Source organism: Cellulomonas sp. T2.31MG-18, from assembly GCF_964266755.1.
Classification (GTDB): Bacteria; Actinomycetota; Actinomycetes; order Actinomycetales; family Cellulomonadaceae; genus Cellulomonas.
This window is the reverse complement of sequence record NZ_CAXWGW010000002.1, coordinates 580143-596552: the sequence shown is the minus strand read 5'-3', so window position 1 is coordinate 596552 and position 16410 is coordinate 580143. Positions and strand designations below refer to the sequence as shown.

Genomic DNA, 16410 nt, shown 5'->3' with positions numbered 1-16410 from the left:
CTCGGGCGCATGCGCACGTCGGTCACGCCGGGAGGGCCGCAGACTCCAGCTCCTGGGCCTGGTCGACGACGGCGTCGACCACCGTTCCGTGGGCCGCGAGGTCGGGGGCGAGCAGACCGAGGACACGGGCCGCCGCGTCCCGCAGCGTGCCGCCGACCAGGGGCGACAGCTCCTCGAGCCGGGCGTCCGTCACCGCCGCACCGTGCCCGCGCAGGTGGCACACCCAGGCGGCGAGCGGTCGGACGGCACCGACCGGCAGCCGGCCCGCGGCCAGCTCGAGGCGCAGCACGGGCAGCGTGCGGATGGGCAGCTTCTGGGAACCGTCGAACGCGATCTGGTCGAGCCGGTGCGCCATCCGCGGGTTGGCGAACCGGTCGGTCAGCGCCGTCCGGTACGCGGCGACGTCGGCGGCGGGGAGGGTCAGGTGCGGGGAGGCGGCGTCCCACCACTCCTCGATCCACGCGCGGCACACCTCGTCGCGCATCGCGTCGGCGACGGTGACGTGCCCGCGGAGCGAGGCCGCATAGGCCAGCATCGAGTGGGCCCCGTTCAGCAGCCACAGCTTGCGCTGCTCGAACGGCGCCACGTCGGTGGTGAACGTCGCGCCCGCGTCCTGCCAGGCGGGACGGCCGGCGGCGAACCGGCCGCTGAGCACCCACTCGGTGAACGGTTCGGTGACCACGGGGGCGCGGTCCTGCACGCCGGTGCCGGCTGCCACGGCGGCCAGGTCGGCGGCTGTGGGCTCGGGCGTGATGCGGTCGACCATCGTCGTCGCGAACCCGACCGACTCCTCGATCCACGACCGCAGTGCGGGGTCCACCTGCTCGGCGAGGCCGCGCAGCACGCGAGCGACCGCGGCACCGTTGTCCGGCAGGTTGTCGCACGGCACCACGGTCAGCGGTCCGGCGTCCGCCCGACGACGAGCCAGCAGCCCCGCGACCAGGCGCGCCGGTGCGGTGCGCACCAGCGCGGTCGGGTCGAGGCGCAGCGTCTCGAGGTCCGCGGCCAGCTCGGGCCGGCCGACGGCGGGATCGCCGGCGGCGTCGCGCACGTACCCCGCCTCGGTGACCGTCGTCGTCACCACCTGCACCGTCGGGTCGGCGAGGTAGCCGAGCCAGGCCTCGTGCTCGTCCGCCGCATGTGCCCGCGCCACGGCGGGCACCACCTCGAACTCGTCGCGCTCCGGCCCACGCGTCACCAGGGTGTACAGGCCGTCCTGCGCCGCCATGGCCCGCGCCAGGTCCGGCGACCGCCCCGTGAACGCCGCGATCCCCCACTCGCCACCGTCGCTCGCGTGCGCGGTGTACCAGGCCTGATGGGCGCGGAAGAAGTTGCCGAGCCCCAGGTGCACGTGCCGCACCGGCGGTGCCAAGGTGCTGCGGACGAGCTCGCTCACAGCTTGAACACCTCGCGCGCGCGGCCGGCGACCAGGTCGATCGCGGTGTCCATCGCCTCGTCCTCCTCGAGCCGGTGCTCCGCGACCAGCTGCGCCAGGAACCCGGCGTCCAGCCGCCGCGACATGTCGTGCCGCGCGGGGATCGAGCAGAACGCCCGCGTGTCGTCGATGAACCCGGCGGTACGCGAGAAGCCGATCGTCTCGGTGATCGCCGACCGCCACCGGCGGATCGAGTCGGGGGCGTCGAGGAACCACCACGGCGCCCCCACGTACACCGCCGGGTAGAACCCGGCGAGCGGCGCCAGCTCACGGGAGAACACCGTCTCGTCCAGCGTGAACAGCACGAGGTTGAGGTTGGGGTGCGTGCCGAACCGCTCGAGCAGGGGACGCAGGGGCTCGGTGAAGTCGCCGCGCAGCGGGATGTCGTGCCCGGTGTCCGGCCCGAACCGCAGCTTGGACGGGGTGTGGTGGCCGCGCAGCACGCCGGTGTGCAGCGTCATCGTCAGCCCGTCGTCGCAGGCCATCCGGGCCATCTCCAGCAGCATGTGCCGGCGCAGCGCGACGGACTCGTCCGACGTCGCCGTGCCCGCGAGCGCCGCGGCGTAGATCCGCTCGGCCTCGATGGGCTGCAGCGGGTACGTGCCGGCGTCGACGTGCGCGTGGTCGGCGGAGCGCGCGCCGTGCTCGACGAAGTACCGCCGCCGGGCCTCCATCGCGGTGACCCACCCGGCGTACGTCCCGGTGTCGACGTCCGCCACCTCGCCGAGCCGGCGCACGGCCTCCGCCCACCCGGGCTCGGCCGACTCCAGGTACCGGTCCGGCCGGAAGGTCGGGATGACGCGACCGCCGAACGTCGGGTCGGCCGCGAGCGCGTCGTGCACGGCGAGGTCGTCGCAGGGGTCGTCCGTGGTGGCCAGCACGTCGAGCCGGAACCGGTCGAACAGGGCCCGCGGGCGGTACTCGGGCGTGGCCAGCCGCGCGGCGAGCTGGTCGTAGATGGCGTCGGCCGTCTCGGCGGAGGGCCGCAGCGTCACGTCGAACAGCTCGGACAGCTCCGACTCGAGCCAGTACCGCACCGGCGTGCCGCGGAACACCGACCAGTGCGTGCACAGCAGCCGCCATGCGTTCCGCGCGGCGGCCTCGTCCAAGGGTCCCTGGCCCACACCGAGGTCCTCGAGCGGGACGCCCGACGCGTGCAGCAGGCGCGTCACGTAGTGGTCCGGGGTGACGAACAGCGCCGCCGGGTCGGCGAACGGCACGTCGTCGAGCAGCATCCGGGGGTCGACGTGGCCGTGCGGGGACACGAGCGGGAGGTCGCGCACCGCCTCGTACAGCGTCCGGGCGAGACCGCGGACGGACGGGTCGACGGGCAGCAGGCGGTCGGGGTGGACGACCAGGCCGGCGGTGGGGGTGGGCATCGGTGCGGCCTTTCGCACGGGAGGGCTGGTGGGGTGCTGCGAGGCGCCGACGACGGGCCGACGACGTGGCGAGGTGAGGGTCAGGTGACGGTGCCCAGCTGCCAGGGCACGAACTCCTCCTGCCCGAGGTCGAGGCCTTCGCTGACCGTCTCCTGCCCGGAGGCGACGGCGATGATCCGCTCGAAGATCTCGTCGCCCACCTGCTCCAGCGTGGCGGTGCCGTCGACGATGCGGCCGCAGTTGACGTCCATGTCGTCGGACATCCGCTCGAACATCTCGGTGTTGGTGGCGAGCTTGATGGACGGCGCCGGGCGGCAGCCGAACACCGACCCGCGGCCGGTGGTGAAGCACACGACGGTGGCGCCGCCGGCGACGATGCCGGTGACGGAGACCGGGTCGTACCCCGGGGTGTCCATGAACACGAGCCCGCGGCTGGTGATCGGCTCGGCGTACTCGACCACTGCCGACAGGTCGGCCTGGCCGCCCTTCGCCACGGCGCCGAGCGACTTCTCGAGGATCGTCGTCAGACCGCCCGCCTTGTTGCCCGGCGACGGGTTGTTGTCCAGCGTGCCGCCGCCGGCCGCCGCGTACCCCTGCCACCAGTCCAGCCGGTCGAGCAGCTTGCGCCCGACCTGCTCGGACACCGCGCGCCGGGTCAGCAGGTGCTCGGCGCCGAACACCTCCGGCGTCTCGGCCAGCACCGACGTCCCGCCAGCGGCCACCAGCAGGTCGGAGGCCCGGCCCAGCGCGGGGTTCGCGGTGATGCCGGAGTAGCCGTCCGAGCCGCCGCAGTTCAGGCCCAGCACCAGCTCGCTGATGGGGATCGGCTCCCGACGGCGTTCGTCGAGCACCGGCAGCATCGCCATGATCTGCGCCACGCCCTCACGCACGGTGGCTCGCACGCCGCCCGTGTCCTGGATGGTCAGCGTGTGCACCAGCGTGTCCGACGGCAGGCCCAGCCCGTCGACCAGCGACTGGACCGGCACCATCTCGCACCCGAGTCCGAGCACCAGCACGCCGCCGACGTTGGGGTGCCGCGCGTACCCCCGCAGCGTGCGCACCAGGGCGTTCGCCCCCTCGCTGCCGGGCACCAGGCCGCAGCCGCTGCCGTGGGTCAGCGCGATCACGCCGTCGACGTGGGGGTAGGCCGCCAGGGCGGCGGGGCCGCGGAACTGGTCGGCGATCATCTTGGCCGTCGACGCCGAGCAGTTGACCGACGTGACGATCGCGACGTAGTTGCGGGTGCCCGCGCGGCCGTCGGCCCGGCGGTAGCCGTCGAACGTCCGACCCTCCGGCGGGGTGGGGAGCGTGGCGTGCACGGTGCCGAACTCGTGGGCGCGGACGGTCTCGTCCATGCCGAGGTTGTGGGTGTGCACGTGGTCGCCGGGCGCGATGTCGGCCGTCGCCCGGCCGATGGACTGCCCGTACTTGTGCACGACGCCCCCCGCCGGCACGGCGCGCAGCGCCAGCTTGTGGCTGCGCGGCACGTCGCCGGGCAGCACCAGCGTGGTGTCCCCGACCGTGAGGCGGGTCCCCGCCGGCAGGTCGGCGGTGGCGATCGCGACGTCGTCGTCCGGACGCAGGACCAGGAGTCGATCCGCTGCCATGGCGTCTCCTCGTTGAAACACGATGCGCATGTTGTGCAACAGCGGCGAAGGTAGCACCGGATGAGCCAACCGCGACGATATTGGTGTCTGACCTGGGGCTTCGTGAGAGCGGACGCGGTGAGGTCACGTTTCGGGCATCACTGGCAGATCACCTCTTGACGTGACGATGAACACGTTTGCATACTCGGCGCAGCCACACCCGTGGCGGGAGGCACCAACGGAGGTGAGCCTGTGGCGGTCAGCGCGCGGGACGTGGCCCGGGTGGCCGGTGTGTCCGTCTCCACCGTGTCGCGTGCCCTCTCCCGGCCCGACGACCTCGCCCCCGAGACGTTGGCGAAGGTGCTCGAGACGGCCCGCATGCTCGGCTACCGGCCCAACCCGGCGGCCCGGGGCCTGATCACCGGCCGCACCGGCACGATCGGGCTGATCGTCCCCGACCTGGAGAACCCGTTCTTCTCCTCGGTGACCAAGGGCGTGCAGGCGCGGGCCCGTGCGGCCGGCTACGGCGTCGTGATCGCCGACTCGGACGAGGACCCGTCGCAGGAGGCCGACCTGGTGCGGGAGATGTCCCGCCAGGTCGACGGCGTGGTGATGTGCTCGCCGCGCTCCCCCGACGACGTGCTGGCCGCGCTCGCCACCGAGACCACGCTGGTGCTGGTCAACCGGCGCTGCGGCTCGTTGCCCGCCGTGCTGATCGACAACCTCGAGGGCGTCCGGCTGGCCCTGGAGCACCTGCGGGCCCTCGGCCACCGCACCATCGCGTATGTCGGCGGACCGGCCACCTCGTGGTCCAACCGGGCGCGGCTGACCGCGGCCCGCGCCATCGTCTCGGAGCACCCGGACACCGAGCTGGTGGACCTGGGCTCGTTCCAGCCCTACGTCTCCGGCGGCATCGCCGCCGGTGACCTCCTCATCGCCTCCGGCGCCAGCGCCGCGCTGGCGTACAACGACCTGGTCGCCTTCGGCCTGCTGGACCGGCTGAAGCAGCGCGGCGTGCAGGTGCCGGACGACATCTCGGTGGTCGGCGTCGACAACATCCCGATGTCCGCCCTGAGCTCGCCGGCGCTGACCAGCGTCGGCATCCCGCTGGTCAACTGCGGGCGCGCCGGAGCTGACGTGCTCGTCTCCCTGCTGCGGCACCCCGACCAGCCGCCCACCCACCACCACGACCTGTCGTTCCAGCTGGTCGTGCGTGACTCCACGGCTCCTCGCCGTAGCAGCGAGAGCCTGCGCGACACCGCCTGACCGCTCGACCGCTCGTTCCACACCGACGGCAGCATCCGGGCGACGAGGCCCGGTCTACTCCAGAGAGAAGGCTGTCCATGAGAAAGCACACCTCTGCCCGGCTCGGTGCCGGGCTCCTGGTCCTAGGGCTCGCACTCACCGCCTGTGCCGCCCCGAAGACCGGGTCGTCCTCGGCAGGGACCGGGGCGGCGGCGGCCACGGCCGGCGGCGTGCCGGCCAAGCCGTCCGCCCCGGTGACGCTCGACATCCTCGACGTCGCCGGCAACCAGAAGCTGACCGGCCCGATGGTCGACGCCTTCGTCAAGGCGCACCCGGACATCATCAGCTCGGTCAAGTGGGAGAGCGCCGGCGCTCCTGACCTCGTCGGCACCATCAAGCCGCAGGTCGACAGCAAGAACCTCAAGGTCGACCTGGTGATGACCGGGACGGACGGGCTGTCCGCCGGCATCGGGCAGAACCTGTGGATCCCCATCGCCAAGGACTACGCGTCGCAGCTGTCCAACATGAAGAACTACCTCGACCCGGCCGCCAAGATGCAGGACCTGGCGCAGGGCTTCGGCGTGGTCACCACGTACTACCCGTCGGGCCCGCTGCTGCAGTACGACCCCGCCGTCGTCACCGACGTCCCGAAGACGCCGGAGGCGCTGCTCGCGTGGGCCAAGGCGCACCCCGGCAAGTTCGGCTACGCCCGCCCCGCGAACTCCGGCCCGGGCCGCACCTTCCTGATGGGCCTGCCGTACATGCTCGGTGACAAGGACCCGTCGGACCCGGTCAACGGCTGGGACAAGACGTGGGCCTACCTGAAGGACCTCGGCTCGACGATCAGCACCTACCCGACGGGCACCGGCCAGGTGATCTCCAACATGGCCGACGGCACGTGGGCGATGGTGCCCACCACCACGGGCTGGGACATCAACCCCCGCGCGCTCGGCCAGGAGCCGAAGACGATCGCCGCGGCGCCGTTCGACAGCTTCACGTGGGTGACGGACGCGCACTACGCCGTGATCCCCAAGGGCCAGAGCGCCGACAAGGTGTCCGCGATCCTCAACCTGCTGCAGTACATGCTGACGCCCGAGGTCAACGCGATGGCCTACGACACCGGGTACTTCTACCCCGGGCCCGCCGTGAAGGGCGCCACGCTCGACAAGGCCCCCGCCAAGAGCCAGCAGACCATCAAGGACTTCGGCCGTGACTGGTACGACGCCCTGATCGACAAGATGCCCAAGGCCGTGCCGCTCACCCCGGACCAGATGGTCAAGGCGTTCGACATCTGGGACCGCGAGGTCGGCTCCGGGAAGTTCAAGGCGAAGTAACCATGACGATCACTGCCAGCAAGTTCCAGTCCCTCGAGCTCCGAGGTGTCGGTCGCAGCTTCGGTGGCGTGGACGCGCTGGTGGGCCTCGACCTGACGGTCCGGGCGGGCGAGTTCATCGCCCTGCTCGGGCCGTCAGGCTGCGGGAAGTCCACGGCGCTGAACTGCCTCGCGGGGCTGCTCCCGCTCACTCACGGCCAGATCCTGGTGGACGGCACGCGGGTGGACACCGTCGCCGCGGAGAGCCGGGACTTCGGCATGGTGTTCCAGAACTACGCGCTGTTCCCGCACCTGACGGTGGAGAAGAACATCGCCTTCGGGCTGCAGATGCGCAAGGTGCCCAAGGCGGAGCTGAAGCGCCGCGTGGCCGAGGCGATCGCCCTGGTGAAGCTCGAGCAGCACGCCACCAAGCTGCCCGGTCAGCTGTCCGGCGGTCAGCAGCAGCGGGTGGCGATCGCCCGTGCGGTGGTGATGGAGCCGCGGCTGGTGCTGATGGACGAGCCGCTGTCCAACCTCGACGCCAAGCTGCGGCTGGAGATGCGCACCGAGATCCGCCGGCTGCACCAGTCGCTGGGGCTGACGACGATCTACGTCACGCACGACCAGGAGGAGGCCCTGTCGATGGCCGACCGGCTGGTGGTGCTGCGGGAGGGGCGCGTGCAGCAGATCGGCACGCCCGAGGAGATGCACAACCTCCCGGCGAACTGGCACGTGGCCGACTTCATGGGCTACCGGAACCTGGTCGACCTCGACGTGGTGTCGGTGGACGGTCCGAACGTGACCGTGGCCGGCAACGGGGTCGTGCTGCACGGCACGGCCGTGGGCGCCGTCGCAGCCGGCACCGCGGTGCGGGCGGCGATCCGGCCCGAGGACCTCGTGGTGGTGTCACCGTCGCTGCCCGTTCGGGGTGGCAACAGCGCCAAGGCGACCGTCTCCGTGGTCGAGTACCACGGCCGGGAGTTCGCCGTGGGGGTCACCACGCCCGGCGGGCAGCTGCTGCACGTGCGGTCCGACCACGCCCCGGCGGTCGGCAGCACCGTCGAGCTCACCGCGGACCCGGCGCGCGTGCTCGTCTACCCGCTGGCGCTGCAGGGCGCCGGCGGGCCCTCCGAGGAGGAGAGCGAGCTGCTCGAGGTGCGCCGATGAGCTCCGCGACCGTGGGACGGCCCCACGGGCGCACCCGGTCGACGGCCAGCCTGCGGCACCGGCTCGCCGAGCGCGGCATCGACGTGTCGCTGCTGATGCTGCTGCCGGCGCTGGTGATCGCGATCGGGCTGTTCGTCTACCCGTTCTCCTACGGCATCGGCCTGACGTTCCAGCCGACGCCGGCCACGCAGCAGCAGTGGGGCGGCGGGGTGCTGGCCAACTACCTCGCCTTCTTCAAGGACCCGTTCGTCTTCAACTCCGTGTGGCTGACGATGCGGCTGGCGCTGCCCGCGGCGCTGTTCAACGTGCTGGCCTCGGTGCCGATGGCGTTCAAGCTGCGCAAGCGGTTCCGCGGCAAGAAGCTGCTGACCACGCTGCTGGTGCTGCCGATCACGCTGGGCACGGTGCTGACCGCCCAGGGCCTGCTGATCTTCGCCGGCCGGCAGGGGTGGCTCAACCGGTTCCTCATCCAGATCGGAGTCATCCACGACCCGTTGCACCTGGTGAACAACTACGTCGGCGTGTTCCTGTCGCTGGTGATCTCGGGGTTCCCGTTCGCGTTCCTGCTGATCTCGTCGTACCTGTCCGGCATCGACCCGTCGATCGAGGCGGCGGCGAAGACGATGGGCGCCGGGTGGGGTCAGCGGTTCCGGCGCGTGGTGCTACCGCTGCTGGCTCCGGGGCTCGCGACGACGTTCATCCTCACGTTCGTCCTCGCGTTCAGCGTGTTCCCGTCGGCTCGCCTGGTCGGTGACGCCAGCGGTGCCACCCGCGTGATGGCGCTGATGGCCTACCGCGCGTTCGGTGAGCAGACGGACTACCCGATGGCCTCGACGATCGCCCTGATGATGGGCGTGGTCGAGCTGCTGGTGATCGCGCTGGTGCTGCTGTGGAGGTCGTTCCTCTACAAGGGCTCGACCGGAGGGAAGGGCTGATGGCCGCCGAGACCGTCGTCACGCCGGGCCTCGACCCGGCACCGACCAAGAAGGTCAAGCCGCGGGACGCCGCGCGGGTCCCCGGCGAGCGGTCGCTGGTCGCCTCCCCCACCACGTGGGTGGTGTGGGCCGCCACGGCGGCGTTCTTCGTGCTGCTGATCGGCATCCTGGTCAGCGTCGTCGTCGACTCGTTCGGCAAGTCGTGGTTCCGCGGCTGGCTGCCGGAGAGCTGGAGCAGCAGCTGGTACAAGGGCGCCTGGGACCAGTACGGGATGACGCAGATCATCGGCGTGACGCTCGGCGTCGCCGCCGCGGTGATCGTCGTCTCCGTGGTGGTCGGCGTGCCGGCCGCCTACCTGCTGGCGCGGCGCAACTTCCCGTTCAAGCGCGCCGTCACCCTGCTGTTCCTGCTGCCGGTGCTGATGCCGCCGATCACCTACGGCATCCCGCTGGCGACCGTGATGTACAACCTGGACCTGTCCCGGACGCTGACCGCGGTGATCCTGGTCAACCTGGTGCCGTCCGTGCCGTTCGTGATCATGACCATGACGCCGTTCATCGAGCAGATCAACCCGAGCATCGAGGCGGCGGCCCGGATGTCCGGCGCCCGCATGCGGCAGGTGTTCACCAAGATCCTGTTCCCGCTGCTGGTGCCCGGCGTGCTCGCGTCGTCGATCCTGGTGCTGGTCCGGACGGTCGGCATGTTCGACCTGACGTTCCTGGTGTCCGGTCCGGGGACGGACACGCTGGTGGTCGCGATCTACCGCGCCATGACCGCCGCGGGTGGCGGTGAGGCGCGGCAGCTGATCTCCGCGATGGCCGTCGTCTACACCGCGACGATGATGGTCATCCTGGTCGTGGCGCTGCGGTTCGTCAGCCCGACGCAGCTGGTCGCCCGGGTGCGGGAGTCCCGCGAGGACTAGCGTGCGGGAGTCCCGCGAGCACTGAGGCGTCACGCACGGTCCAGCGCGAGCATCGCGGCGGCGACCTCGGCTGCGGCCGCGTCGGGCATCGCGGTCGCGGCCTGCTCCAGCACCAGCAGCCGCGCACCGGGGATCTCGCGCGCGAGCGCCTCGCCGTTGCCCACCGGGAAGAACCGGTCGCGGCGCCCGTGCACCACGAGCGCCGGGATCGCGAGCTCCGGGAGCCGTTCGCGCCAGCGCGGCCGGCAGTCCAACCGGGAGAAGACCGTTCCGAGCTGGTTGGCCAGCTGGACGGCAGGCGCCGCGCTGGCCGCCCGGTCGAAGATCCGTCCGGCGGTCGCCCGTGCGGCGGCGGGGTCGTCGCCCAGGAGCCCCGCACGGGCGGCGGCGAAGTCGGCGACGGCCGCCCGGTCCGACCAGTCGGGCATGGGGAGCGCGAACCGTCGCGTCGCCGTCGCGGGGTCGTGGTCCGGCAGGTCGTCGTCGGGCTTGCCCGGCGCGACCGGTCGCGTCCCGACCAGCGTCAGGGCACGGAAGGCGCCGGGGTGGTCGAGAGCGGCGACCTGCGCGACCATCCCGCCGACGCCGATGCCGGCGAGATGGGCCGGGCGGTCGTCGAGCTCACGGGCGAGCGCGGCGGCGTCGGCGGCGAGGTCGCGCAGCGTGTACGCCGGCGCCTCCGGGTCGACGCTGGTCGACGCGCCGGCGTCGCGCAGGTCGTAGCGCACCACGTGGCGGCCGCCGCGAGCGAGAGCCTCGCACAGGGCGTCCGGCCACGAGAGCATCGTCGGGCCGCCCGCCAGCAGCACCAGCGGCGCTGCCGGGTCCCCGAGCTGCTCGACGCCGAGCGTGACGCCGTCCCGCGTCCGTACCGAGCCGACCGTCGACGGCATCGCCCCTCCTACGTCGGGTGGGACGGTGCCGTCTGCACCGCCCACCCGACGTAGACCCGAGGAAGCGGGCCGGCTCATCGCCGCTCGGCCGGTCAGGTGTGCTCAGGCCGGGCGGACAACCACGTCCCGGGCGGGCACGCGCACGATGCCGCTGGTCAGCGGCACGTCGACCGCCTCTCCGGTGTGGTTGAGCACGAACAGCAGGCCGCCTCGCACCACCGCCTCCACACCGTCGACCGGCTCGGTCAGCAGCGCGGGCACGCCCGCCTCGTCGAGCCAGCGCGCCGCCAGCCCGTCCAGCAGCGCCTCGGAGGGCTGGGTGCCGACGTACCAGCCGACGCCGGCGCCGTGCTCGTTGCGCGTCACCGCGGGGTCACCGGCGGCGAACCCGTCGGCGTAGGCGGCCACCACCCGCGCGGTGGACAGCTCGACGGCGTCGTTCCACTCCCCCGCGGCACCGGCGACGTCACCGACGAGCGCGACGGCGCTCCCGGCCGGCGCGATCTCGGTCACCCGCACGCCGAGCGTCTCGCGCAGCGCCCCGAGGTACCCGCCCAGCCGGGCGTGCAGGTCCGGGTCCAGCACGGCCGACAGGTAGGTGACCACCAGGTGGCCGCCACCGCGGACGTACGCGTCGAGCGCCGCGAGGTCGTCGTCCGCCGCGACGTGCAGCGCAGGGACGACCACCAGGTCGTACGCCGCCAACCGTGCCGTGTCGGCGTCGTGCGGCAGCAGGTCCACCGTCACGCCGCGCCGCAGGAAGGGCGCGTACCAGGACAGGAACGTGTCGACGTAGTCGATCGTCGCGGGCACCGCCGGCTGGGACAGCGCGTGCCAGGAGTCCCAGTCGAACACCATCGCCACCCGCGCCGGCACCCGCGTGCCGACCACGTCGTCAGACAGTGCGGCGAGCTCGGCACCGAGCGCCACCGACTCGCGGAACAACCGCGAGTCCGGGCCGGCGTGCGGCACCAGCGCCGAGTGGAACTTCTCGGCACCGGCCTCCGCCTGACGCCACTGGAAGTGCAGCACGCCGTCCGCGCCGCGCGCGACGGCCTGCAGCGAGTGCACACGGTGCAGGCCCGGCGCCTTCGGCAGGTTCCGTCCGCGCCAGTTCACGGCCGACGGGGCGGACTCCATCAGCAGCCACGGCTGGCCGGCACGCAGCGAGCGCACCAGGTCGCGCTGCGCGGCGAGGCGGACGTGGGCACGCGGGTCGGCCGGGTCCGGGTAGGCGTCGTCGGACACGACGTCGACGTGCGGCGCCCAGGCCCAGTAGTCGGTGTGCGGGAAGAACCCCATGAAGTTGGTGGTCACCGGCAGGTCCGGGGTGACCCGGCGCAGCACCTCGAGCTCGGCGCGGTGCAGCGCCAGCAGCGTGTCCGAGCCGAACCGGTCCCAGTCGAGCAACTGGGTGGGGTTGCGGAACGTCGGTGCGGCGCGCGGCGGCTCCACCTGGTCGAACGACGTGTACAGCTGCGACCAGAACGCGGTGCCCCACGCCCGGTTCAGCTCCTCGACGGTCCCGTACCGGGCCTGCAACCAGGTGCGGAACGCCGCCGCCGACTCCTCGTCGTACGAGTACGGCACGTGGCAGCCGTACTCGTTGTTCACGTGCCAGCCCTCGACCGCCGGGTGCTCGCCGTACCGCTGCGCCAGCATCTCGACCAGCCGCAGCGCGTGCTCGCGGTACGTGGCCGACGCGGGGCTGTACTGCTGCCGCGAGCCGAACTCGAGCCGCACCCCGTTCTCGGAGACGGGCAGCGTGTCCGGGAAGTCCCGCGCCAGCCACACCGGCGGGGACGCGGTCGCGGTGGCCAGCAGCACGCGCACCCCGCCGGCGTGCAGCCGGTCGAGCACGTCGTCCAGCCACGCGGTGTCGTACAGGCCCGGGTACGGCTCGAGGCGCGCCCACGCGAACACCGCGACCGTGGCGGTGGTGACACCGGCCTGCTTCATCAGCGTGACGTCCTCGTCCCAGACGTCGGACGGCCACTGCTCCGGGTTGTAGTCGCCGCCGAACCGCAGGCGGCGGGGGGTGAGCTCCATGCGTGTGTCTCCTCGTGCGTGGTTCAGGTCGGTGGGCCCGCGGGGCCGGGGAAGGGTGGGGTCAGGCCTCCGTGTGGCCCAGGTCAGGACGGGCGACGAACCGCGCGACCGGCGCTGCGATCCCGAGCTCCAGCACCACCAGGTCGTTGCGGCCGGCACGGGTGGCCGGCGCCGGGACGTAGAGGGTGTGCTGCGGTCCGCGGCTCCAGTACCGGCCGAGCGGCCAGCCGTTGACCCAGGCCATGCCCTTGCCCCAGCCGGTGGTGCCGAGGAAGAGGTCGGCCGGCTCGTCGAGCGTGAACGCGGCGTGGGCCAGCACGGGGCCGGCCAGGTCGGCCGCCACCGTCGTGCCGTCAGCCACCGCTGTGCCGTTAGCCACCGTCGTGCCGCCAGCCACCGTCTCGTCGTCACCCGCTGCCTGCGCCGCCACCGTCGCGGCGAGCGCATCGTGCTCCACCACCAGCGACTGCCAGCCGCGTACCGGAACGCCGCCGACCGTCACAGGCCCCAGCACGCCCTTGACCTCGCCGAGCCGCGGCCCGTAGCCGACGCGCCCCTGGTCCTCGACCAGCAGCAGCAGCTCGCCGCCGCCCGCGGGCAGCACCAGCGTCCGGTCGTGGTGGTCGCGAGCCAGCACGCCGACGGGCCGGCCGTCCAACCACACCTGCACGCGGTCGCGCACCTCGCCGACCGCCAGCACGCGCTCGGTTGCGGCCGTCGGCAGCCACGCGCGCTGGAACGCGAGGCCGCGCCAGTGGCGCAGCTCGTCGAACGTCGGCGGTGCGTCCCGGTCCGCGTCGACCACCAGCCACGGGCCGACGGCCTCCGCGGCGGTCCGCAGCGGGGACACCGGGCGGAGCGGCACGGTCACGTCGGGTGCCGGGACGGCCGTCGCAGGCACGTCGTCGGGCACCGGCGCGTACCGCGCGATCACCTCGCGGAAGGCCCAGAACTTCGCAGTGGGGTTCCCCGCCTCGTCGAGCGGGGCGTCGTAGTCGTAGCTGGTGACGGTCGGCTGGTAGACGCCCTTGTCGTTGGCGCCGGAGGTCAGCCCGAAGCTGGTGCCGCCGTGCACCATGTAGACGTTGACGGAGGCCCCGGCGGACAGGATCGTGTCCAGCTCGGCGGCGGAGGCGTCCGGCGGCGCGGTGTGGTGCCGGTCGCCCCAGTGGTCGAACCAGCCGCACCAGAACTCGCTGCACATCAGCGGACCGGTCGGCTGGTGCTGGCGCAGCGTGGCCAGGCGCTCGGCCGCGCGGCCGCCGAACGAGCCGGTGCGGTGCAGCGTGGGCAGCGAGCCGTTCTGCAGCATCTCCGGCTCGGGCTGGTCGACGGTGATCAGCGGGACGGTGATCCCGGCGTCGCGGGTGACGTCCACGAGCGCCTGCAGGTAGGCCGCGTCGTCCCCGTAGGCGCCGTACTCGTTCTCCACCTGCACCAGCACCACCGGGCCGCCGCGGTCCACCTGCAGCGGCGCGACCAGGTCGTACACCCGGCGCAGGTACTCGGTGACGGCCTTCAGGTAGTGCGGCTCGGACCGGCGCAGGCCCACCTGCGGGTCCGACGTCAGCCACGCCGGCAGGCCGCCGTTGTCCCACTCGGCGCAGGCGTACGGCCCCGGCCGGACGATCGCGTGCATGCCCTCGTCGGCGACCAGCTGCAGGAACCGCACCAGGTCGAGGCGGCCGGAGGTGTCGAACATGTCCGGCTCGGGGCTGTGCTCGTTCCAGAAGACGTAGGTCTCGATGGTGTTCAGCCCCAGCTGACGGGCCTTGACGATGCGGTCCCGCCACTGCCCCGGGTGGATCCGGGGGTAGTGCAGCGCGCCGGACAGCAGCCGGACGGGGCTGCCGTCGAGCAGGAAGTCGGCGTCGCCGATGGTGAACGTGGGCACGGGTGCTCCGTCGCTGGAGGGGAGTTGATCGAGGACGGGCGCGGGGGTGGGCCGAGAAGCCGGCCCACCCCCGCCGGTCGGACTCGGGTCAGCCGGCCGTCACCGTGAAGCCCTGCGCCTTGCCGTAGGTCACGTTCTGGTCCTGCCAGGCCTTGAGGCCCTCGTTGATGTCGGACTTGTTGAGGAACGCCTTGCCGACGGTGTCGCTGAAGATGCTGTTCGCGTACGACTGCCACGGCAGGTACTGCCAGCCGGTGCCGACGTTCTTCGACGAGTCGACGATCACCTTGTTGACCTGCTGGCCGCCGAAGTAGTCGTCCGCCTTGCCCTGGAAGTCGGCCGACTCGAGGTCCGCCGTGGTGGCCGGGAAGCCGCCGGAGGCGAGGAACACCTTCACCGAGGCCGGGTCGGAGTTCAGCCAGCGCAGGAACGCCGCGGCGAGCTCAGGGTTCTTGGACTGCTTGACCACGACCTCCGTCGAGCCGCCGTTCTCCGCGGTCGCGGTGTCGCTGCCGAACGTCGGCATCGGCGCCACCCGCCACTGGCCCTTGCCGGCCGGGACGCTGGCCTCGAACACACCGGGCATCCAGCCGCCGGTGACCAGCGTGGCGATGGTGCCGTCGCCCAGGGCCTTGAACCACTGGTCGCTCCAGCCGGGGATGTTGCCCAGCAGGCCACCCTCGTTGAGCTGGTTCCACATGTCCGCGAACTTCTTGCTGCCCGGGTCCTGCAGGTTGATGGAGACCTTCTCGCCGTCCGACTTGAACGGACGGCCACCGGCCTGCCAGATCAGCGACGTGGTCATGCCCGCGTCACCGGTGTCGTTGACGAAGAACTTGGTCGGGTCCGCCGCGTGCAGCTTCTTCGCCTCGGCGATGTAGTCGTCCCACGTCTTCGGCACGGTCAGGCCGTACTTGTCGAACACCGTCTTGTTGTAGAAGAGGGCCATCGGTCCGGAGTCCTGGGGCAGGCCCCAGATGCCGTTGGCGCCGGTGACCGCGCCCCACGTCGACGCCGAGTACTTGCTCTTCAGGTCCCCGAAGCCGTACTTGGTCAGGTCCACCAGGTCCTTGGGCAGCACGAACTGCAGCAGCGACTGGTACTCGACCTGCACCACGTCCGGCGCACCGGAACCGGCCTTGATCGCGTTCTGCAGCTTGGTGTTGTTGTCGCCGGCACCGCCGGTGTCCACCAGGTTCACCTTGACGTTCGGGTACGCCTGCTCGAACGCCGCGACCTGGGCCTTGGCGGACGGCGTCCACGTCCAGTAGGTGAGCTCGCCACCCTTGGAGAGGGCGGCGTCCAGCGCGGCCGAGCCGCCGGCGGCGCCGCCGGCGGACGTGCTGCCGCCGGACGAACCACCGGAGGAGGAGCAGGCGGCCAGTGCGAGGCCGACCACGACACCAGCCGCGAGGACGGCTGCGCCGCGCAGGCGGCGACGGGGGTGCAGGGACATGACACTTCCTTTCACATCGTCGTGCGAGGGGACGTGCGGGACTTGCGGAGGGGGTTGCGGGGAGGGGGTTGTGGGAGATGCGGCCGCGCGGGGACCGGGGGTCGGGCACCGAGCGGCCGCGACGGGGTTCGCGAGA

General features: G+C 72.4%; 12 protein-coding genes. 5 read left to right on the top strand and 7 right to left on the bottom strand.

What is annotated here, in order from left to right; translation table 11 throughout:
- Nucleotides 1–22: 22 nt before the first annotated feature.
- From ACFQTY_RS10655 to ACFQTY_RS10645, 3 genes are all read right to left on the bottom strand, one after another.
- On the bottom strand, nucleotides 23–1396 hold the full coding sequence (locus ACFQTY_RS10655) for a mannitol dehydrogenase family protein (RefSeq protein WP_378100175.1): 1374 nt from the start codon (nucleotides 1394–1396) through the stop codon (nucleotides 23–25).
- Entirely contained in the window at nucleotides 1393–2814 is a 1422-nt protein-coding gene (gene uxaC, locus ACFQTY_RS10650) for a glucuronate isomerase (RefSeq protein ID WP_378100173.1), read from the bottom strand. The genes ACFQTY_RS10655 and uxaC overlap by 4 nt, the downstream gene beginning before the upstream one ends.
- An 80-nt stretch (nucleotides 2815–2894) precedes the next feature.
- Nucleotides 2895–4421 carry a UxaA family hydrolase gene (locus tag ACFQTY_RS10645; protein WP_378100171.1) on the bottom strand — a complete coding sequence of 509 codons (1527 nt, stop codon included), beginning with the start codon at nucleotides 4419–4421 and terminating at the stop codon, nucleotides 2895–2897.
- 231 nt (nucleotides 4422–4652) lie between these two features.
- Here ACFQTY_RS10645 and ACFQTY_RS10640 point away from each other — a divergent pair, with 231 nt between their 5' ends.
- The 5 genes from ACFQTY_RS10640 to ACFQTY_RS10620 all read left to right on the top strand — a co-directional run bounded on the left by ACFQTY_RS10640 (nucleotide 4653) and on the right by ACFQTY_RS10620 (nucleotide 9982).
- Nucleotides 4653–5666 (top strand): LacI family DNA-binding transcriptional regulator, encoded by a 1014-nt coding sequence (locus ACFQTY_RS10640; RefSeq protein WP_378100169.1) that lies wholly within the window; start codon nucleotides 4653–4655, stop codon nucleotides 5664–5666.
- A 77-nt stretch (nucleotides 5667–5743) separates the two neighbouring features.
- Entirely contained in the window at nucleotides 5744–6979 is a 1236-nt protein-coding gene (locus ACFQTY_RS10635; protein ID WP_378100167.1) for an extracellular solute-binding protein, read from the top strand.
- 2 nt (nucleotides 6980–6981) lie between these two features.
- Nucleotides 6982–8124 carry an ABC transporter ATP-binding protein gene (locus tag ACFQTY_RS10630; RefSeq protein WP_378100165.1) on the top strand — a complete coding sequence of 381 codons (1143 nt, stop codon included), beginning with the start codon at nucleotides 6982–6984 and terminating at the stop codon, nucleotides 8122–8124.
- On the top strand, nucleotides 8121–9059 hold the full coding sequence (locus ACFQTY_RS10625; RefSeq protein ID WP_378100163.1) for an ABC transporter permease: 939 nt from the start codon (nucleotides 8121–8123) through the stop codon (nucleotides 9057–9059). Before ACFQTY_RS10630 ends, ACFQTY_RS10625 begins: the two co-directional genes overlap by 4 nt.
- On the top strand, nucleotides 9059–9982 hold the full coding sequence (locus ACFQTY_RS10620; protein WP_378100160.1) for an ABC transporter permease: 924 nt from the start codon (nucleotides 9059–9061) through the stop codon (nucleotides 9980–9982). The genes ACFQTY_RS10625 and ACFQTY_RS10620 overlap by 1 nt, the downstream gene beginning before the upstream one ends.
- A gap of 29 nt (nucleotides 9983–10011) precedes the next feature.
- Here the strand turns inward: ACFQTY_RS10620 and ACFQTY_RS10615 are convergent, their stop codons facing one another.
- The 4 genes from ACFQTY_RS10615 to ACFQTY_RS10600 all read right to left on the bottom strand — a co-directional run bounded on the left by ACFQTY_RS10615 (nucleotide 10012) and on the right by ACFQTY_RS10600 (nucleotide 16274).
- Nucleotides 10012–10875 (bottom strand): alpha/beta fold hydrolase, encoded by an 864-nt coding sequence (locus tag ACFQTY_RS10615; RefSeq protein WP_378100158.1) that lies wholly within the window; start codon nucleotides 10873–10875, stop codon nucleotides 10012–10014.
- 102 nt (nucleotides 10876–10977) lie between these two features.
- Nucleotides 10978–12924, bottom strand: a complete 1947-nt coding sequence (locus ACFQTY_RS10610) for a beta-galactosidase (protein ID WP_378100156.1) — start codon at nucleotides 12922–12924, stop codon at nucleotides 10978–10980.
- Between the two features lie 61 nt (nucleotides 12925–12985).
- A complete protein-coding gene (locus ACFQTY_RS10605) occupies nucleotides 12986–14818 on the bottom strand; it encodes a beta-galactosidase family protein (protein WP_378100154.1) in 1833 nt (610 codons plus the stop codon).
- 88 nt (nucleotides 14819–14906) lie between these two features.
- Nucleotides 14907–16274: an ABC transporter substrate-binding protein gene (locus ACFQTY_RS10600; RefSeq protein ID WP_378100152.1), complete on the bottom strand. Its 1368-nt coding sequence runs from the start codon at nucleotides 16272–16274 to the stop codon at nucleotides 14907–14909.
- Nucleotides 16275–16410: the final 136 nt, after the last annotated feature.